General features: G+C 64.0%; 18 protein-coding genes, 2 tRNA genes and 2 rRNA genes (1 of these 22 only partly in view). 14 read left to right on the forward strand and 8 right to left on the reverse strand.

From position 1 onward, the window contains the following. The 3 genes from RSP_RS15460 to RSP_RS15470 all read left to right on the forward strand — a co-directional run. Positions 1-2,514, forward strand: a 23S ribosomal RNA gene (locus tag RSP_RS15460) (it extends 370 nt beyond the left edge of the window). A 99-nt stretch (positions 2,515-2,613) separates the two neighbouring features. Then, positions 2,614-2,728, forward strand: a 5S ribosomal RNA gene (gene rrf, locus RSP_RS15465). Between the two features lie 45 nt (positions 2,729-2,773). Further along, positions 2,774-2,850 (forward strand) — tRNA-Met (locus tag RSP_RS15470). 385 nt (positions 2,851-3,235) lie between these two features. Here the strand turns inward: RSP_RS15470 and RSP_RS15475 are convergent. The 5 genes from RSP_RS15475 to RSP_RS15495 form a co-directional block, all read right to left on the reverse strand. Continuing rightward, positions 3,236-4,324: a hypothetical protein gene (locus RSP_RS15475; protein ID WP_011338941.1), complete on the reverse strand. Its 1,089-nt coding sequence runs from the start codon at positions 4,322-4,324 to the stop codon at positions 3,236-3,238. Positions 4,325-4,671: 347 nt separating this feature from the next. Then, positions 4,672-5,508 (reverse strand): DUF3883 domain-containing protein, encoded by an 837-nt coding sequence (locus RSP_RS15480; RefSeq protein WP_011338943.1) that lies wholly within the window; start codon positions 5,506-5,508, stop codon positions 4,672-4,674. 434 nt (positions 5,509-5,942) lie between these two features. Next, positions 5,943-6,251: a type II toxin-antitoxin system RelE/ParE family toxin gene (locus RSP_RS15485; protein WP_011338944.1), complete on the reverse strand. Its 309-nt coding sequence runs from the start codon at positions 6,249-6,251 to the stop codon at positions 5,943-5,945. Between the two features lie 4 nt (positions 6,252-6,255). Continuing rightward, positions 6,256-6,510, reverse strand: a complete 255-nt coding sequence (locus tag RSP_RS15490; protein WP_011338945.1) for a ribbon-helix-helix domain-containing protein — start codon at positions 6,508-6,510, stop codon at positions 6,256-6,258. An 82-nt stretch (positions 6,511-6,592) separates the two neighbouring features. Beyond that, positions 6,593-6,916, reverse strand: a complete 324-nt coding sequence (locus tag RSP_RS15495) for a hypothetical protein (protein ID WP_002723356.1) — start codon at positions 6,914-6,916, stop codon at positions 6,593-6,595. Positions 6,917-6,945: 29 nt separating this feature from the next. Here RSP_RS15495 and RSP_RS15500 point away from each other — a divergent pair, with 29 nt between their 5' ends. From RSP_RS15500 to RSP_RS15515, 4 genes are read left to right on the forward strand one after another with little or no spacing between them, the layout of a single operon-like run. Then, entirely contained in the window at positions 6,946-7,221 is a 276-nt protein-coding gene (locus RSP_RS15500; RefSeq protein ID WP_227590658.1) for a hypothetical protein, read from the forward strand. Positions 7,222-7,236: 15 nt separating this feature from the next. Then, on the forward strand, positions 7,237-8,808 hold the full coding sequence (locus RSP_RS15505) for a recombinase family protein (protein WP_011338946.1): 1,572 nt from the start codon (positions 7,237-7,239) through the stop codon (positions 8,806-8,808). Further along, positions 8,808-9,716 (forward strand): plasmid partitioning protein RepB C-terminal domain-containing protein, encoded by a 909-nt coding sequence (locus tag RSP_RS15510; protein WP_011338947.1) that lies wholly within the window; start codon positions 8,808-8,810, stop codon positions 9,714-9,716. Before RSP_RS15505 ends, RSP_RS15510 begins: the two co-directional genes overlap by 1 nt. Continuing rightward, positions 9,713-10,630: a plasmid partitioning protein RepB C-terminal domain-containing protein gene (locus tag RSP_RS15515; protein ID WP_011338948.1), complete on the forward strand. Its 918-nt coding sequence runs from the start codon at positions 9,713-9,715 to the stop codon at positions 10,628-10,630. Before RSP_RS15510 ends, RSP_RS15515 begins: the two co-directional genes overlap by 4 nt. Before the next feature lie 1,193 nt (positions 10,631-11,823). On the opposite strand, the gene RSP_RS15520 is transcribed toward RSP_RS15515, so the two are convergent. From RSP_RS15520 to RSP_RS15530, 3 genes are all read right to left on the reverse strand, one after another. Then, complete coding sequence (locus RSP_RS15520; RefSeq protein WP_147176020.1) at positions 11,824-12,162, reverse strand: hypothetical protein; 339 nt, start codon at positions 12,160-12,162, stop codon at positions 11,824-11,826. A 6-nt stretch (positions 12,163-12,168) separates the two neighbouring features. Further along, positions 12,169-12,315 (reverse strand): DUF6538 domain-containing protein, encoded by a 147-nt coding sequence (locus tag RSP_RS15525; protein ID WP_017140303.1) that lies wholly within the window; start codon positions 12,313-12,315, stop codon positions 12,169-12,171. 178 nt (positions 12,316-12,493) lie between these two features. Then, a tRNA-Ser gene (locus RSP_RS15530) sits at positions 12,494-12,583 on the reverse strand. Between the two features lie 168 nt (positions 12,584-12,751). Here RSP_RS15530 and RSP_RS15535 point away from each other — a divergent pair. The 7 genes from RSP_RS15535 to RSP_RS15565 all read left to right on the forward strand — a co-directional run bounded on the left by RSP_RS15535 (position 12,752) and on the right by RSP_RS15565 (position 18,857). After that, a complete protein-coding gene (locus RSP_RS15535) occupies positions 12,752-13,648 on the forward strand; it encodes a DUF2059 domain-containing protein (protein ID WP_011338950.1) in 897 nt (298 codons plus the stop codon). A 287-nt stretch (positions 13,649-13,935) separates the two neighbouring features. Beyond that, the gene (gene rplU / locus RSP_RS15540) at positions 13,936-14,331 is read left to right on the forward strand and encodes a 50S ribosomal protein L21 (protein ID WP_002723380.1); all 396 of its coding nucleotides are present in this window, start codon (positions 13,936-13,938) and stop codon (positions 14,329-14,331) included. 6 nt (positions 14,332-14,337) lie between these two features. Continuing rightward, the gene (rpmA, locus tag RSP_RS15545) at positions 14,338-14,607 is read left to right on the forward strand and encodes a 50S ribosomal protein L27 (RefSeq protein ID WP_002723383.1); all 270 of its coding nucleotides are present in this window, start codon (positions 14,338-14,340) and stop codon (positions 14,605-14,607) included. Positions 14,608-14,757: 150 nt separating this feature from the next. Further along, positions 14,758-15,309: a GNAT family N-acetyltransferase gene (locus RSP_RS15550; protein ID WP_002723384.1), complete on the forward strand. Its 552-nt coding sequence runs from the start codon at positions 14,758-14,760 to the stop codon at positions 15,307-15,309. A gap of 94 nt (positions 15,310-15,403) precedes the next feature. Continuing rightward, complete coding sequence (obgE, locus tag RSP_RS15555) at positions 15,404-16,432, forward strand: GTPase ObgE (protein ID WP_002723388.1); 1,029 nt, start codon at positions 15,404-15,406, stop codon at positions 16,430-16,432. Continuing rightward, positions 16,432-17,544, forward strand: coding sequence for a glutamate 5-kinase (gene proB / locus RSP_RS15560; protein WP_011338952.1), 1,113 nt, complete (start codon positions 16,432-16,434; stop codon positions 17,542-17,544). The genes obgE and proB overlap by 1 nt, the downstream gene beginning before the upstream one ends. A 50-nt stretch (positions 17,545-17,594) precedes the next feature. Next, entirely contained in the window at positions 17,595-18,857 is a 1,263-nt protein-coding gene (locus RSP_RS15565) for a glutamate-5-semialdehyde dehydrogenase (RefSeq protein ID WP_011338953.1), read from the forward strand. Positions 18,858-18,859 lie beyond the last annotated feature (2 nt).

An 18,859-nucleotide genomic window follows, 5' to 3' on the forward strand; every position in this document is an offset into this window, starting at 1 on the left:
AGGAAGCTCCAGGAGACATATCAAGTAGGGCGGGACACGTGAAATCCTGTCTGAAGATCGGGGGACCACCCCCGAAGGCTAAGTACTCCTTGCTGACCGATAGCGAACCAGTACCGTGAGGGAAAGGTGAAAAGCACCCCGACGAGGGGAGTGAAACAGTACCTGAAACCGGACGCCTACAAGCAGTCGGAGGGTCCATGAGACCTGACGGCGTACCTTTTGTATAATGGGTCAACGACTTGGTCTCACGAGCAAGCTTAAGCCGGTAGGTGGAGGCGCAGCGAAAGCGAGTCTTAAAAGGGCGTCGAGTTCGTGGGATCAGACCCGAAACCAGGTGATCTAGCCATGAGCAGGATGAAGTCAGGGTAACACCTGATGGAGGTCCGAACCAACACCCGTTGAAAAGGGTCTGGATGACTTGTGGCTAGGGGTGAAAGGCCAATCAAACCTGGAGATAGCTGGTTCTCCGCGAAAGCTATTTAGGTAGCGCCTCGGACGAATACCTCGGGGGGTAGAGCACTGCATGGATGATGGGGGCCCACAGCCTTACTGAGTCTAAGCAAACTCCGAATACCCGAGAGTACTATCCGGGAGACACACGGCGGGTGCTAACGTCCGTCGTGAAGAGGGAAACAACCCTGACCTGCAGCTAAGGCCCCCAATTCGTGGCTAAGTGGGAAAGCATGTGGGACGGCCAAAACAACCAGGAGGTTGGCTTAGAAGCAGCCATCCTTTAAAGATAGCGTAACAGCTCACTGGTCTAGATAAGCTGTCCTGCGGCGAAGATGTAACGGGGCTCAAGCCACGAGCCGAAGCTCAGGATGCACAGCAATGTGCGTGGTAGCGGAGCGTTCCGTGATATAGCTCATTGTGTGTTTATCGAACGCACCACCGGTCCGAACGAGGGCACTGCCCTCAAGTAGCGAAGCGGTAGGGCGCGCGGTAGCGCACACAAAGAGCTTTCTGTGAAGCCGGGCCGTAAGGCATCCGGTGGAGAGATCGGAAGCGAGAATGTTGACATGAGTAGCGACAAACAGGGTGAGAGACCCTGTCGCCGAAAGTCCAAGGGTTCCTGCTTAAAGCTAATCTGAGCAGGGTAAGCCGGCCCCTAAGGCGAGGCCGAAAGGCGTAGTCGATGGGAACCAGGTTAATATTCCTGGGCCAGGAGGATGTGACGGATCGCAGGTGTAGTTCGGTCTTATCGGATTGACCGGGCTGCTGAGCGGTCCCTGGAAATAGCCCTCCATCAGACCGTACCCCAAACCGACACAGGTGGACTGGTAGAGAATACCAAGGCGCTTGAGAGAACCACATCAAAGGAACTCGGCAAAATGCCTCCGTAAGTTCGCGAGAAGGAGGCCCCGTCTGTAGGCAACTATGGGCGGGGGGCACAAACCAGGGGGTGGCGACTGTTTACTTAAAACACAGGGCTGTGCGAAGCCGCAAGGCGACGTATACAGTCTGACGCCTGCCCGGTGCTGGAAGGTTAAAAGGAGGAGTGCAAGCTCCGAATTGAAGCCCCAGTAAACGGCGGCCGTAACTATAACGGTCCTAAGGTAGCGAAATTCCTTGTCGGGTAAGTTCCGACCTGCACGAATGGCGTAACGATCTCCCCGCTGTCTCTGATGTGGACTCAGCGAAATTGAACTGTGTGTCAAGATGCACACTTCCCGCGGTTAGACGGAAAGACCCCATGAACCTTTACTATAGCTTCGCACTGGCATCAGGATTGTGATGTGCAGGATAGGTGGTAGGCATCGAAGCGGGGACGCCAGTTCCCGTGGAGCCAACCTTGAGATACCACCCTTCGCCATCTTGATGTCTAACCGCGGCCCGTTATCCGGGTCCGGGACCCTGCGTGGTGGGTAGTTTGACTGGGGCGGTCGCCTCCCAAACAGTAACGGAGGCGCGCGATGGTGGGCTCAGACCGGTCGGAAATCGGTCGTCGAGTGCAATGGCAGAAGCCCGCCTGACTGCAAGACTGACAAGTCGAGCAGAGACGAAAGTCGGCCATAGTGATCCGGTGGTCCCGAGTGGAAGGGCCATCGCTCAACGGATAAAAGGTACTCTGGGGATAACAGGCTGATGATGCCCAAGAGTCCATATCGACGGCATCGTTTGGCACCTCGATGTCGGCTCATCTCATCCTGGGGCTGGAGCAGGTCCCAAGGGTATGGCTGTTCGCCATTTAAAGAGGTACGTGAGCTGGGTTTAGAACGTCGTGAGACAGTTCGGTCCCTATCTGCCGTGGGTGTAGGAGACTTGAGAAGAGTTGCCCCTAGTACGAGAGGACCGGGGTGAACGATCCACTGGTGGACCAGTTGTCGTGCCAACGGCAGTGCTGGGTAGCTATGATCGGACAGGATAACCGCTGAAGGCATCTAAGCGGGAAGCCCCCTTCAAAACAAGGTCTCCCTTGAGGGCCGTGGAAGACCACCACGTCGATAGGCCAGAGGTGTAAGCGCAGCAATGCGTTCAGCTGACTGGTACTAATTGCCCGATAGGCTTGATCTGACCCGGTAACAGCAAGGCTCAAAAGCCAACGCTCTACCCCAGATCAGAAGCAATAGACCCGGAACAAGCAAAAGCCTGATGTTGTCGTTTCTTCTCCGGTCTGGTGGCCATAGCACGAGCAAAACACCCGATCCCATCCCGAACTCGGCAGTTAAGTGCCGTCGCGCCAATGGTACTGCGTCTCAAGACGTGGGAGAGTAGGTCGCCGCCAGACCTGAAAAGAAACGAATATCCCTCTCAACGATACAAAACACCCGGACGCGGGGTGGAGCAGCCCGGTAGCTCGTCAGGCTCATAACCTGAAGGCCGCAGGTTCAAATCCTGCCCCCGCAACCAGGATCCTGTCACATTATCAATAACGTGCGCCCGCCGGTTGGTGGGCTTTGCTGTCTGCCTGGCGGGACGACAACAGGTCAACAGCCGGACGGAAACGTTGCAAGATCAGTGGGATATGGGGACCACAGGACGAGGAGCGCGCGAAAACCGCTTACAAACGCGCTTGGCATGAAAGGCGGTCTATTCGGGCGTCTCGGCCTCGTCTTCGACAGGCTCGTCCGTCACTGACCTGCGATAGATCGACTTCCCTGTCGCCGCCTTGATCAGCCCCAGCAGAGCCTCCTGGCGCTGCGCTACGGAGCCTTTGAAGTCAGGCGGATTTCGTCAGCCAAGCCCGCCTCGAGAACCAGTCGGACGTTCTACGAACTGTGCGGGACAAGCCCGGTCATTCCGTCTCGGCATAGGGAGGAAGCCGATCCTTCCCGGGAAAGGCGGGCAGAGCGCTCATCACCTGAGCGCGCAAGGCTGTCCACCAGGTGCCGAGCGACGTGATGAGGATTCCGAGAAGAAGCAGGACCACCGCCTTGTGGACCGGTCCGCCGCCCTGTTGTCCTCCCTGCACCAGCCAAGCGATGACGAGCGCGAAGTAGACGATCCCCGCGGTCAGGAACGAGCGGCGATCGATGATCAGGGCGATCATCGTGACGACCAGGAGAGCCGCCGCGGTCGACAGGACGCCGACGGTGCCGCCCATGTTGAACAGGGTCATGGCCACGGTATTGACCAGTGCCGGAGCTGCCAGCAGGTGCAGCCAGAAGCCGGTCGCGGAATGACGGCCAAGCCGATAGGGATCTCGGCTGTCGAACCAGATGCCCGCCGCGAAGGCCATGATGCCGAAGACGAGCGTGGTCATCGAGAAGAGCGGACTTCTCTGGAGGTCGAAGATCAGGCCATGAAAGCTGGTCGAGACTGCTCGTGCACCTGCGATGCCGGACGTCAAGGCGTAGAGCGCCACGAGAACCGCGACGCCCAGCACAAACAGGGTGAAGGGCAGGCGAAACCGCCTGTACCACAGCCCGAGCGCGCCGGCCGTCGCCAGCGCCGACAGCGCGATCCCGCCATGATCTCCCGCCCGGAAGAAGAACAGCGGCGAAAGCAGGAATATCGCCCCGCCGAAGATGCAGACGAGTACGATGCTCGGGAGCATCATGCGTCGCTTCAGCGTGAAGTACTCGGCACCTCCCCATGCCATGGCGGCGCAGGCCGCCGACACCAGGAGCACGACCCGGCCACCCCCTCCGAGCGCCCCCACGAGCAGGACGACTGCCGCGAAGATGATCCCGAGACCGACCGCGACGAAGATTTCGGCAAAGCCGCGGAAGAACTCGAAAGGCTCGTCCTCGGCCGGCAGCGCCATACGCCGTCCGGCGCGATCATGGGCAAGGGCAGCGACTGCCGATGCCTGCGCCTCGGTCAGGTATCCGGCGGCAACGCCGGCGCGCAGATCTTCGGATGTTAAGGGTATCTTGTCCACGAATTACCTCTTGCTGGCAGTCAACAGTGATGCCGTGCCAATGTCCGTCACGCCGTGCCCGGTTTTCCGGATATCTTCCCGATCATTGTCGCGCCGGCAAGCTCCCGTTGTCCGGAGGCGCAGCTGTTTCAGCCGGACTGAAGTGTGCATCCACGGCATCACCGCATGGATCGGCGTTACGCTCGATCCATAGGAGCCGCACCGGCACGTCGAGATGTTTGGCATTGTGCGCCGCCGCGTGGTCGCTGAGTGTTTGGATAGGGAATGGGGCAACGTGGAGAGCATTCATCTTTGAGTGAATGACAGTGCTTCAGAAATTCCGAATATTGCAGAGTGAGGCGTTTAAACTAGTGAAAACTCGCCTGAAAGGACGTCGCGGTCAGCGTGACATGCGCGTCCAGCGGCGGGTGCAACTCGAACGCCTTCGGCTCGCGCGCGAAGTTCCACAGGCGGAAAAGGGACCATTCCGAGCGCCGCTCCTCGGCCACGGCCAGCTCGTTGCGGCTGATGTGGAAGGGTGTACGTTCCCAGCCATTCGTCGTTTTCACCTCGATCAAGCGCGGACGGCCATCCGGCGCAAAGCTGGCGATGTCGTAGCCGGCTCCGTCGCCGTCCTCCTCCGACACCCACCGGACCTTGCGCGCAAGATCATCGCAGCCCGCTGATTTGAGGAATGCACGTTCGTGCGCCAGAACGCGCTCCTCTCCGGCGCGGCCGAGGGCGCGGTTGCGCTCGTCTCTCGCCGCGACATCGAATTTACGGGCGATGTGCAGCATCTGCTCCAGCTCCTGCGGCGGCGGCTGGTTCGACAGCGTGGGCGGCGGCCCGATCCAGATCGGCCGCGCCTCTGCCAGATCGGTCGGCGGTGGTGCCGCAGGATGGCGGCCGATCCAGGCCGGGTTCAGCGCCAGCCAGCGCGCCACCGCATCCATCAGCGTCATCTGGAAATTGAAGGCAGGCTTGTAACCCGGGATCCAGTCCTCACCGAGCCCCTTCAGTACGGCGCTGATGTTCTGGTGCTTGAACTCGACCGATCCCGCGGACCGATCGTTCAATCGCGGCAGAAGCCCGCGCCGGTGCTCGGCCTTGTTGTAGGGGCGACCAGAGATGTCGTCGGCCAGCATCGCGAAGTAATCCGCGACGATCAGGTCGTTCTCCTGATCTGTCCAGGACCCGTTCGACATCGTGCCAGGCTAGAGAACGAAACTGCGTTTGTCATCAGAGACTTCGCGCAAAGCTCCCAGGACATGCCAACGACCACGCCGCCCGTGTTGCGTCTCCGTCGCCGTTGAGACGAGCCGGAACCGGCAAAACGCGCGCGCCCGTCAGTTCACGGAAATATATGGGGATTTTGAATCCGTTTCGCCGAGAGCGCAGGGCAGTTAGAAAGAGACGGTGGGCGCTCGGAGACCGATCTCGCGCAGCCGGCCAGTCTCACAGGGCAGATGGTCCCCGCAAATCCGTTGGCACATGAAGAAAAAGGCCGCGCGAGAGGCCTGTTTTCGGGTTTGCGATGGGCAATGGCCGAGGGGACAGGCCCGCGATCCAATGTTCTCTAACCCTGACGCGCCGGGAACAGGATGGGCCTTATTCAGAAAATTCACATCTGGGCAGATACTTACCCGAAATCCTGCTTGAAGCGATCCATCTGATGCATCCGCTCGTGAAGGATCGTCACGATGCCGATGTCCGCATTTGACAGCCGCCGCCAGTATACGAAATGCCGCTCGTAGCGGAAGAAGTATCCTTCCACTACGAACTCGGCTGGTACGGGCCTCGACATGACGCCGCGTGTATCGATCTGCTCGAAGGCGGCGAACAGACCGGTGATGTAGGTTTCGGCCTGTGCCGTGCCCCAGTGGTCGCGGGTATATCTATAGATCTCATCGAGGCGGACAGAGGCCGTCTCCTGGACTCGGATTGCCAAGGGCTCAGGTCCGGTTCCGGGCGATGACCTCCGCAGCGGTCAGCGGCATGTAACTGTCCTCGGGCGCGGCATAGGCACGGTTGAGTTCGGCCTTCAGGCGATCGAACGCCTCGCGCTCCGCACGCTCCTTGTCGCGACGGATCAGGTCGCGGATGTACTCGCTGACATTCTCGTAGGCGCCGTCTTCGCCGACATTGGTCGCAACGAACTCGCTGAGGGCGCCGCTAACGCGGATGGTCATGGTGGTGGTGCGGGGCATGGCGCTCTCCCTGCTCGGTGCGTATGCAAGATAATCAAAATCGAACACGAGGCAAGGGGAGCGAGGCCGGCGACACCTTCCCCTATCGGCGCTCCCGGTCCTCGGCCTCCTCCACGATCAGCCGGCCCGCCAGCGCGAGCAGCGCGATCAGCACGGCATCGGAGTGACGCGCAAGCGACACGAGGTGCTCTCCGCTCGGCCCCCGCTCGCCTGCGAACCAGTATTTCACGGTTCGCTCGCTGGCGCCTGACCACCGCATGGCGGACTTGATCGCCCGGTGGGTCGATCCGAGCTCGGCGTGCAATGCCATGGCCATCGCGGCGCGATAGTCGCCGGGGATCTCATCGAGGCGCACAACTGTGCCCATCTTCGGCACAACTGTGCCCATCTTCACGCGCATCTTCATGTTTCTCTCCGCTAGATCTTTGGAGAGCCATGAAAACGGCAGAATCCATCTGTTCCCGCGGCGGTCCGGTTTGGCCGCCTGTGGGACGGACCATTCACTTGAAGGTGGCCGATATGAACTGCGAAGCGGGACCGCAGATCATCGAGCGCATGGACGGCCGCGCGCCGCAGGCGATGCGCCAATGCGCCGGGAACAGAAAGAAATTGCCCTTTTACGGAAACGACTTTCCGGCTCTCGCATGCTCGAATGATCGCGGCAGCATGCAGAACGGTCCGGACCGTCCCGACCGGATTGCTGCGACGTGAACCGGAGTCGGCCAGATGCGAGGGCGTGAGGCAAGCAGGGAGACTGGCGCCAGCCAATCAGATCCCGACGTGCCCGCCGTCGCCTACGTCCGGATGTCGACCGATCACCAGAAGTATTCGACAGAGAACCAGTTGGACGTCATCCGCAGCTATGCGGCCGCCCGCGGCCTGCAGATTCTGCGCGTTTTCGAGGACTCTGGGCGCTCAGGCCTCCGTCTCGATGGTCGCGAGGCGCTGCAGAACCTGATGGGCGAAGTTCAATCAGGCCGGGCCGACTTCAAGGCCATCCTCGTCTACGACGTCAGCCGTTGGGGCCGGTTTCAGGATGCCGACGAAGGCGCCTACCACGAGCACGTATGTTCCCGTGCCGGCATCCGGGTCCACTACTGCGGCGAGCAGTTCGAGAACGACGGCAGCATCGGCTCGAACCTCCTGAAAACCGTCAAGCGCGTGATGGCGGGCGAATACAGCCGCGAGCTGTCGGTGAAGGTCTTCGCCGGGCAATGCCGCCTCGTGGAGCTTGGCTATCGCCAGGGCGGCGCCGCCGGATACGGGCTGCGGCGGGTTCTGATCGACGAGCACGGCAGCCCGAAGGGCGAGCTGTCCCGTGGCGAGCAGAAGAGCCTGCAGACCGACCGAGTGATCCTGGTGCCCGGCCCCGAGGAAGAGCAGCGGGTCGTCCAGCGCATGTACGCGATGTTCGTCGACGAGGGGCGGCCGGAGCGCGAGATCGCGAAGATTCTGAATGCCGATGGACACCGGACCGATCTTGACCGTCCATGGACGCGTGCGACCGTCCATCAGGTGCTGACCAGTGAAAAATACATCGGGAACAATGTCTTCGCGAAGGTGTCGTTCAAGCTGAAGCAGCGCCGCGTGGTGAACCCGCGGGAGATGTGGATCCGCGCCGAGGGTGCCTATCCCGCCATCGTCGATCAGGCGCTGTTCCTGCGTGCGCGGGAGATCGTGGATGCGCGAAGCCGGCATTTCTCGGACGAGCAACTGCTCGACGCGCTGCGCGCGATCCTCCGGCGACAAGGCATGCTGTCGGGCCTGATCATCGACGAGGAGGAAAACCTGCCGTCCTCCAGCGCCTATCGCAGCCGCTTCGGCAGCCTCCTGCGCGCCTACCGCTTGATCGGATACGAGCCGGATCGCGACTACAGCTATATCGAGGCAAACCGGGCTCTGCGGCAGGCCCATCCGCAGGTCGTGGCCGAAATCATAGCTGGCGTCACCCGGCATGGCGGGTCGGCCGTGCAGGACCCTGACACCGATCTGGTTCGCGTCAACGACGAGTTCACGGTGTCCATCGTGCTGGCGCGCTGCACGGCGACGGCGGCCGGATCGCTGCGCTGGCGCATCCGCCTCGACACCGGCCTCGTGCCCGACATCACGATCGCCGTGCGCATGGACGAGGTGAACGAGGCGCCGCGCGACTACTATGTGCTGCCCAGCATCGACATGACCGTCGGGAAACTGAAGCTCGCCGAGCAGAACGGGCTCGCGCTCGATGCGTACCGGTTCGACACGCTCGACTTCTTCTACGCGCTCGCCTCGCGGGCCAGGATCGCGGAGGTGGCCTGATGCCCGACGACATGGGGCCGACCGGCCAGAAGCAGGTGACTCTGATCCCGACCGAACGGATCCGGGTTCTCAATCCCCGCGTCCGCAACCGTCGCACCTTCGAGGCGATGGTGGAGAACATTGCACGCATCGGCCTGAAGCGCCCGATCACCGTGGCGCCGCGCGCCGGGACCGATCCGCAGGAATACGACCTGGTCTGCGGTCAGGGCCGCCTCGAGGCCTTCATCGAACTGAAGCAGGACCACATCCCCGCCATCGTGATCGAGGCCGACGAAAGCGATTGCCTCGTCATGAGCCTCGTCGAAAACTGTGCGCGGCGGCAGCACAACCCCATCGATCTGATGCGCGAGATCGGCGCGCTCCGCCAGCGTGGCTACAACGACCGTCAGATTGGCGAAAAGATCGGCGTGTCCACCGAATATGTGAACATGATCGCGGGGCTGCTGGAGAAAGGCGAGGAGCGCCTGGTTTCGGCCGTGGAAACCGGGGTGCTTCCGCTGAATCTGGCCATCGAGATATCCAAGACCGACGCGAAGGGGGCGCAGAAAGCGCTCATGGACGCCTACACCCAGAACAAGCTGCGGGGACGGAAGCTGGCACTGGTGCGCCGCCTGATCCAGCAGCGCGAACTGCGCGGTCCGCAACTCCACAGCAATCCGCTCGGACGCAAGCCTCCGAAACGGGCGCTGACGAGCGAGGGCCTTGTCCGGGCGTATCAGCAGGAGGCCACGCGCCAGAAGCTCCTGATCAAGAAGGCCGAGCTCACTCAGAGCCGGCTGATGTTCGTGCGCGAGGCCTTCCGCAAGCTCCGCGCGGACGGTCACTTCATGACCCTGCTCAGGGCGGAGGGGCTTGAGACGATGCCCGCCGATCTCGCGCGTTCCCGGACCGAGGGGGCACCTACATGAAGCGCGACGCTCGCGACGCCCCGAAGAGCATCACGCTCGGGTTCGAGGCGGACTGTGTCACCCTCCCCATCGACGCGATCCTGCCGCTGCGCGCTTTGGGCAAGTCCGCGAAATCCAGTCGGAAGTACCGGCAGATCGCGGCCTCCATCGCCCAGATCGGGATCGTCGAGCCGCCCGTCGTGGTTCGGAACCCCGACAGGTCGGCCACCTGGTTGCTGCTGGACGGCCACATGCGGATCGAGGCGTTGAAGGACGCAGGCGGGAGCGAGGTGGAATGTCTCGTTTCCACCGACGACGAGGCTTTTACCTACAATCGTCAGATCAGCCGCCTTGCGCCGATCCAGGAACACAAGATGATCCGCAAGGCGATCGAGCGCGGCGTGCCTGAGGAGAAGATCGCGCTCGCTCTCGACCTCAACATGAGCAGCATCCGGCGCAAGGCGCGCCTGCTGGACGGCATCTGCGAAGAAGCCGTCGCCATCCTGAAGGACAAGCCCTGCACGAACGCCGTCTTCGATGCGCTGCGCAAGATGAGGACCATGCGCCAGATCGAGGCGGCCGAGCTTCTGGTCAACGCAAACAACTATTCCGTCGCCTACGTGAATGCGATCCTCGCAGGAACGCCGCAGGCCCAGCTGGTCGAGTCGTCCAAGCCGAAGAAGGTGAAAGGCATCACGCCTGACGCGATGGCGCGCATGGAACAGGAGCTGGCCCGCCTTCAGGAGGGCATCGCCTCGATCCAGGACACCTACGGCGAGGACCATCTGCATCTGACCGTGATCAAGGGCTATGTCGGCAAGCTGCTCGGGAACGCCCGGGTCGTCCGCTACCTTGCGCAGAACCATCCCGAGTTCCTCGGAGAGTTCCAGACGATCACCGAGATCACGCCGGCCGAGGCCGATGCCGCCGAGTAGCCGTTCGCGGCGAATGAAGGGAACCCTGACCCGATAAGCGCGGGGACCGCGGCAGACGCCGGACTGCGGGCCGGATCGAGCGCGGCGGTGGGGATGGCGGCCAACCCGCTCGGATCCCACCAGCCCGGCTCGAGATCTCGCCGGCCGCGCGGCCGCCTGGCGGCTGCGCTCCGTTCGGGCGTGTCGGAGACAGGGCTATTCCGGCATTCCCACTTACTGCGTTCAGGATGCGTTAGTCCCCGTCGGGCAGCCAAGAAAGTGTTCCGCCGTCGGTTGACATTCAGTGAGTGCCAAGAGAACCGAAAAAGGTTGGACCCCGCTCACGATGGGTTGCCCGACTGCAATGTCATGGATGAAGGCCTTCGCTTCTGAAAAGCCAGGCGGGCCATTGACCAGCGATCTTTCCAAAGCGGCCGCCTGATCTTGCCAAAACTCGACTGGACCTGCTTCCGGGGGGACGCCTTGCGACGCTTCAGGGCCAGCTCTCTGTTCATGATCTCGGCTTGAAAACAAGTGCTTATGATCGCTCCTCTCGCCGAACGGACATTTCTTTCTGGCTCGCGAGTTCGTAAAGCATGGCCGGTTCCGGACAGTTATTTTACTCCACAGTTCGAAGTCGGCCGCTGCCTGTCGCGGCGAATGAGAGGCTTTGACGATCACGACTTGTTCGGGTTTGGCGTTAACGCAATAAGCGCGACGCGCAGATATCGGATACAGAACACCTCTTCGCTCAGAACTTATATCACGGCCGCTAAGGAAGGACGCCGCGATGCGACTGTGTCACAACCTGAACCAGCGCTCGATGCTGCGCGGCCAATCGCACTAAAGCTCTCTTATGCCGGGTTTATTGCGCGTGACCGGGTGAATTGAGGCGCTTTTCGGAAGGATACCGCCGAGCGGTTCGAAGAGGTCTTGCACGCTGGCTTTGCACAGGACGAAGGGGACGAGATCGTGCTAACATGTGCAGGGTGGGACAGTACTCGACCATGATATTCTATCTCTCATCGGAATCGGAACGGCGGGCGCTTCAGGCGATGGTCGCCGGTGTTGTCCGACACCGTGGACGTGATATCGGCGATTTTCGCGTTCCCGACCTGGAGCCGCTTAAGTTGTGACGTTTCAGTGACGATCTTTCCGCGAACCACGCCGACAGCCGACTTTCTGTACAAGAGTATGGCCGCTTCAATCAGCATCTAGCTTTGTTGGCGGACCGCGTTCGCGTCGCGCGGTTTCTCAAAGCGATAGCTTGGGTGCCGTGCGGACGGACTATAGTTGATGTTGGCGCGGGCACCGGAGTTTGGGCGCTCGCTAAGACTCTGCTGCACAAGTTGTCCACTTAACCTTCTTTCCGTGCTAATCTTGGGAAGGAGGATCGGTTCATGGACCAGTCGACGAAGGCTCCGAAGGCGCGCCACCTTGTCGTAAGAGAGAAAGCGCATCCCGCGCTTTGCGGCGAGCTCGCGGGCGGCCTCGAACATTTGCGCCGCGTCCTGAGTATCGCCCGCGAGCTTGGCCTCCCAAGCCTCGATCATGGATTGTCAGATTTCCGGGGCCTTCGCAGCGGCCACTGTCGTGTCGCCCGTGTGCAGGGAAATCCAGACGTAATCGCGCGGCTCGATGCTCTTGAACCGGCGCGGCACGCGCTTGCGCATGTGGATCGTGTTGTTGCGGCGGGTGGTGCTCATCCCCCCGAATTGACCATTTCCGGCACCCTCTGTCACGCCCCTTTGTGCTGCAATCTGAGCGGCGTTTTGTGCAGCATCCTGTGCAGCAAAATCGGGCTTTGGCGGGACATTTCGAGGGGCCATGTCACTTATTTCCGAGTGATAACAGTAACTTGGCGAAACGACTGGTCGGGGAAATTGGCGGAGAGACAGGGATTCGAACCCTGGGTCGGCTCACACCGACAACGGTTTTCGAGACCGCCGCATTCGACCACTCTGCCACCTCTCCGCGTCAGGGGTCGTCGTGGAACGGGCATTTAGCGAAGCTCGCGGAGGCTTGCAAGGGACAAAACGACGGCAGGATCATGCCGCGGCGCAGCAGGGCCTCGGCTCGTCCCTTGGCAAGCGCCGGACAAGTCACTAGCTCTGTGCCAAACCCTCTCCCGAAGGCATTCCCATGGCCCTGCCATCGACCCTGATCCGACTGGTGCTCCTTCTCGGGACGGTCGCAGCCCCGCTGCCGGCTGTGGCGCAGACGGCGCCGGAGCCGTCCGTTCCCCTGCCGCACGACGGGCAGGCCATGGCGCCCGGCGTGCAGGTGGCCGCCCTCGAGGAGGCGCTGCGCATCGGAGACGTGATCGCCGTCATGCGCGAGGAGGGGCTCGAATATGGGTCGAGCCTCGAGGCGGAGCTGTTTCCGGAGCGCGGCGGATCCCGCTGGCGCGCGGTGGTCGGGCTGATCTACGACACCGAGAGCATGCGCAAGCGGTTCGATGCGGCGTTCGAGGCCGAGGTCGCCCAGGATCCCGAAGCCATCGGGCAGATGTTCGATTTCTTCGCCAGCGACATCGGCCAGCGCATCCTGCAGCTCGAGATCGAGGCGCGGCGCGCCCTGCTCGACGAGGCGGCGGAAGAGGCGGCGAAAGTGGCCGTTGAGGAAATGAGCGCGCGCAACGATCCGCGGCTCGAGCTTCTGCGCGAGTTCGCCGAGGCGAACGATCTGATCGAGCTGAATGTGGTGGGGGCGCTCAATTCGAATCTCGCCTTCTATCGCGGCATGGCGGACGGCTCGGCCTTCGAGCAGCCGATGAGCGAAGAGGACATGCTGGCGGATGTCTGGTCGCAGGAGGCCGACGTGCGCCGCGAGACGGAGGCCTGGCTCTTTCCCTATCTGGCCCTGGCCTACGGGTCGCTCTCCGACGCGGAGCTGAAGGACTATATCGCCTTCTCGAAGACGCCGGCCGGCAGGAAGCTGAACGCGGCCACCTTCCGCGCCTTCGATGCGGTCTTTTCGGCCATCTCGCGCGATCTCGGCCGGGCCGCGGCCCGGCAGATGCAGGGCGAGGATATCTGAGCTCCGGCGGCCGGGCGGGGCGCCGAGCAGCCCCCGGATACCGGCCACGGGATGACGAGATCTTGCGGCATATGCCCGCCGGAACGGCTTGACTCGCGGAGGCCTTTCCCGGATAAGCGCGCATCCCGGCCGGATCCTTTCGGCAGGGCTCTGCATCCGTTGGCGATCTGCCCTCTGGGACGGCCTTCGGAAAAATCACCATGACACCTCTCGGGGTGCGCTGTCCGAAGGCATCCAACGCCGGGTCGCACCGGGGCCGCAGGACGCGGAGCAATGAAGGAAAGACCATGTTCGCGGTCCTCAAGACAGGCGGCAAGCAGTACAAAGTCCAGGCGGGCGACGTGCTGCGCGTCGAGAAGCTGGCGTGCGAAGCCGGCGACAAGATCCAGTTCAACGACATCCTGATGGTCGGCGGCGACTCCGTCACCGTCGGTGCGCCCTTCGTGGCCGGTGCCGCGGTGCAGGCGGAAGTCATCGCCCAGATCAAGGGCGAGAAGACGATCCACTACGTCAAGCGCCGTCGGAAACACTCGTCGCAGCGCACCAAGGGCCACCGCCAGCAGCTCACCCTGCTGCGCGTGACCGACGTGCTCGCCTCGGGCGCCGACGCCTCGGGCGTGGCCGTCGCGACCGGCACCGCCGATGCGCGCCGCGCCGCCCACAACGCCAGCGCGAAGGAGTAACACCCCATGGCACACAAGAAGGCAGGCGGTTCGTCCCGCAACGGCCGCGACTCGGCCGGCCGTCGTCTCGGCGTGAAGCTCTACGGTGGCCAGGCCGCCATCCCGGGCAACATCATCGTGCGTCAGCGCGGCACCACCTGGTTCCCGGGCGCCGGCGTCGGCATGGGCCGTGACCACACCATCTTCGCCACCGTGGAAGGCCGCGTGGAATTCAGGAAGGGCCTCAAGGGCCGCACCTTCATTTCCGTGCTCCCGACTGCGGAGGCAGCGGAGTAAGCCGAACCTTCACAGTTCGTCTGTAAGGGGGGGATCGGCGAGAAAGCCGGTCCCCCTTCCGCTTTTCCGGCCGGTGCCGGCAGGGCGGAGCCCGTGCCGGGGGCAGACCCGTCCCCGTCCCAGGTGCCAGTGCTTCAGAGGAGGAAGCCCGTGACGCTTGACATGATCTCGACCACGCTTCCGGCGACGGAGGCCCATCCGGCGGGCGGCCGTCTCGTGCTGCGCCCGGTGCGCAAGTCCGATGCCGGCCTCTTTGCCATGTATGCGGGCGACCGGCGCGTGGCCGAAGGCACGCGCGGCATCCCGCATCCGCTGCCTCCGGGCGCGGCCGAGGCCTTCGTGAACCGTTCCACGGCCGAGGCCCGGTCCGAGGATGTGTGGGTCATGGACGGCTCCGCCTCGGGCCTGTCCGAGGTGCTGGGCGTGATCTCGCTGAAGCGCATGGATCGCGACCAGTCCGAGATCGCCTATTGGGTGGCGCCGGCCTTCTGGAACGCGGGCTTCGCCTCCGAGGCGGTGCGGGCGCTGATCGAGGCCAACCCGCAGGGCTCGCGCACCATCTTCGCCGAGGTCTTCCAGGACAACCCGCAATCGGCGCGGGTGCTCACCAACTGCGGCTTCGAATATATCGGGGACGCCGAGGCCTTCTCGGTGGCGCGCAACGCCCGCGTGCCGACCTGGACCTATCTGCGCCGGCTCTGACCCGAGGGTCGCAGGCGCCAAACGACGGGCGGAGGCTTGAGCCTCGGCCCGTTTCTCTCTATCGCCAGAAGCGACCAATCGGAAAGTTCCGCCCATGAAGTTCCTCGACCTCTGCAAAGTCTACATCCGCTCGGGCGGGGGCGGGGGCGGCTGCGTCAGCTTCCGGCGCGAGAAGTTCATCGAGTTCGGCGGCCCCGACGGGGGCGACGGCGGCAATGGTGGCTCGGTCTGGGCCGAGGCCGTGGACGGGCTGAACACGCTGATCGACTTCCGCTACCAGCAGCATTTCTTCGCCAAGTCGGGGCAGCCCGGCATGGGCAGCCAGCGCACCGGCAGGTCCGGCGACGACATCGTGCTGAAGGTGCCGGTCGGCACCGAGATCATCGACGAGGACGAAGAGACGGTGATCGCCGACCTGACCGAGGTGGGCCAGCGGGTGCTCCTCGCGCAGGGCGGCAATGGCGGCTGGGGCAACCTCCGCTTCAAGAGCTCGACCAACCGCGCGCCCGCCCGCGCGAATCCGGGCCAGCCCGGCATCGACCGCACGATCTGGCTGCGGCTGAAGCTCATCGCCGACGCGGGCCTGCTGGGCCTGCCCAACGCCGGCAAATCGACCTTCCTCTCGGCCACCTCGAACGCCCGGCCGAAGATCGCGGACTATCCCTTCACCACGCTGGTGCCGAACCTCGGCGTCGTGGGCGTGGACGGCAAGGAATTCGTGATCGCCGACATTCCGGGCCTGATCGAGGGCGCCTCCGAAGGCCGCGGCCTCGGCGACCAGTTCCTCGCCCATGTCGAACGCTGCTCGGTGCTGCTGCATCTGGTGGACGGCACCTCCTCGACCATCGTCAAGGATTACCGCACCATCATCGGCGAGCTCGAGGCCTATGGCGGCGACCTCGCGCTGAAGCCGCGCATCACCGCGATGAACAAGATCGACGCGATGGACTCCAGGCAGATCTCGGACCGCCGCCGCGCGCTCGAGAAGGCGACGGGAGGCAAGGTCTTCACCATCTCGGGCGTCGCGGGCACCGGCCTCATGGATGTGCTGCGCGCGCTCTGGGCCGAGATCGACGGGGCGCGCGGCGACAAGGTGGAGGAGCACGCGCCGTGGCAACCCTGATGCCGCTTCAGGCGCCGGATATCCGCAGCGCCAAGCGTCTGGTCGTGAAGATCGGCTCGGCGCTCCTCGTGGATGGCGAGGGGCTGCGCCGCCAATGGCTCTCGGCGCTGGCGCTCGACGTGGCCGAGGCGCGGACGCGGGGCACGCAGGTGATCCTCGTCTCCTCGGGCTCGATCGCGCTCGGGCGGCGGGTGCTGCATCTGCCGCCGGGGCCGCTCGCGCTCGAACAGAGCCAGGCGGCGGCGGCCGTGGGCCAGATCCGGCTCGCCCGCGCCTATGAGGAGGTGCTGGCCCCGCACGGCATCACCACCGCGCAGGTGCTGGTCACGCTCGAGGATACCGAGGACCGGCGGCGCTACCTCAATTCCCGCGCCACGATGGAGACGCTGCTCGGGCTCGGCACCGTGCCCATCGTGAACGAGAACGACACGGTCGCCACCGACGAGATCCGCTTCGGCGACAACGACCGGCTGGCCGCGCAGATCGCGGTGACGGTGGGGGCGGATCAGCTCGTGCTCCTGTCCGACGTGGACGGCTTCTATTCGGCCAATCCCAAGGAAGATCCCACCGCCGAGCGGTTCGATCTGGTCGAGACGATCACGCCCGCGCTCGAGGCGATGGCGGGCGATCCGGTTTCGGGCCTGTCCAAGGGCGGCATGAAGACCAAGATCATGGCGGCCAAGACCGCCGTCGCCGGCGGCTGCGCCATGGCGATCACCGAAGGCTCGGCGATGCGGCCGCTCAAGGCGCTGGAACAGGGCGCGGCGCGCACCTGGTTTGTGGCGCAGGGCGACCCGCAGGCGGCGCGCAAGCGCTGGATCAACGCGATGAAGCCGCGCGGCACGATCCGGGTGGATGCGGGTGCGGTGCAGGCGCTGCAGGCGGGCAAGTCGCTGCTGCCCGCGGGCGTGGTGGCGGTCGAGGGCAATTTCGGGCGCGGCGATCCGGTCGAGATCGCGGGGCCCATGGGCGAGGTGCTGGGACGCGGGCTCACCCGCTACACGGCGGTCGAGGCGGTGCAGATCGCGGGCCACCGCTCGGCCGAGATCGTGGCCATCCTCGGCTACAGCGGCCGGGCAGCCCTCATCCATCGCGACGATATGGTGATCTGAGGCCGCCGCCCCGTCCGGGCGGGCCACGGCCTGAAGGAGAGGACAGGGACATGGACGGAACGGATGTGACGATGCTCATGCGCGAGATCGGGGTTCGCGCGCGCGCTGCCGCGGCGGAGCTCGCCTTTGCCGAACCGTCGCGCAAGGAAGAGGCCCTGAATGCCGCGGCCGAGGCGATGCTCGCCCGCTCCGACGAGATCCTCGAAGCGAACGGCCGCGATCTGGCTTTCGGCGCCGAGAAGGGCCTGACCCCCGCCATGATGGACCGGCTGAAGCTCGACGCCGCGCGGATCGACGGCATCGTCGAGGGGCTGCGGGCGGTCGCGGGTCAGCCCGATCCGGTGGGGCAGGTGATCGCCGAATGGGACCGACCGAGCGGCCTGCACATCCGCCGGGTCCGCACCCCCCTGGGCGTGGTGGGCGTGATCTACGAGAGCCGGCCCAACGTCACGGCGGATGCGGGCGCGCTCTGCCTCAAGTCCGGCAATGCGGTCATCCTGCGCGGCGGCTCCGAGAGCTTCCATTCCTCGGGCGCGATCCACGCCGCGCTGCAGGACGGGCTGCGGCAGGCGGGCCTGCCGGTGGATGCGATCCAGCGCGTGCCGACGCGCGACCGCGCCGCCGTGGCCGAGATGCTGCGCATGGTCGAGCATATCGACGTGATCGTGCCGCGCGGCGGCAAGGGGCTCGTGGGCCTCGTGCAGGCCGAGGCGCGGGTGCCGGTCTTCGCCCATCTCGAGGGCATCTGTCACGTCTATGCCGACGGCGAGGCCGATCTCGAGAAGGCGCGTCGCGTGGTGCTGAACGCCAAGACCCGCCGCACCGGCATCTGCGGCTCGGCGGAATGCCTGCTGATCGACCGGGCCTTCCTCGCCAAGCACGGGCCGGTGCTGATCGAGGATCTGCTGAAGGCGGGCGTCGAAGTCCGCGCCGAGGGCGAGCTGGCCCAGGTGCCGGGCACCGTGCCCGCGCAGCCCGAGGATTTCGGGCGCGAGTTTCTCGACATGATCATCGCGGCCAAAGTGGTGGACGGGGTGGACGAAGCGATCGCCCATATCCGCCGCTACGGCTCGAGCCACACCGAATCGATCCTGACCGAGAACGACGCCACGGCCGAGCGATTCTTCCGCCGGCTCGACAGCGCGATCCTGATGCGCAACGCCTCGACGCAGTTCGCCGATGGCGGCGAGTTCGGCATGGGGGCCGAGATCGGCATCGCCACCGGCAAGATGCATGCCCGCGGCCCGGTGGGCGCCGAGCAGCTCACGAGCTTCAAATATCTCGTGACGGGAGACGGCACGATCCGGACCTGAGG

Source organism: Cereibacter sphaeroides 2.4.1 (genome assembly GCF_000012905.2).
GTDB lineage: Bacteria > Pseudomonadota > Alphaproteobacteria > Rhodobacterales > Rhodobacteraceae > Cereibacter_A > Cereibacter_A sphaeroides.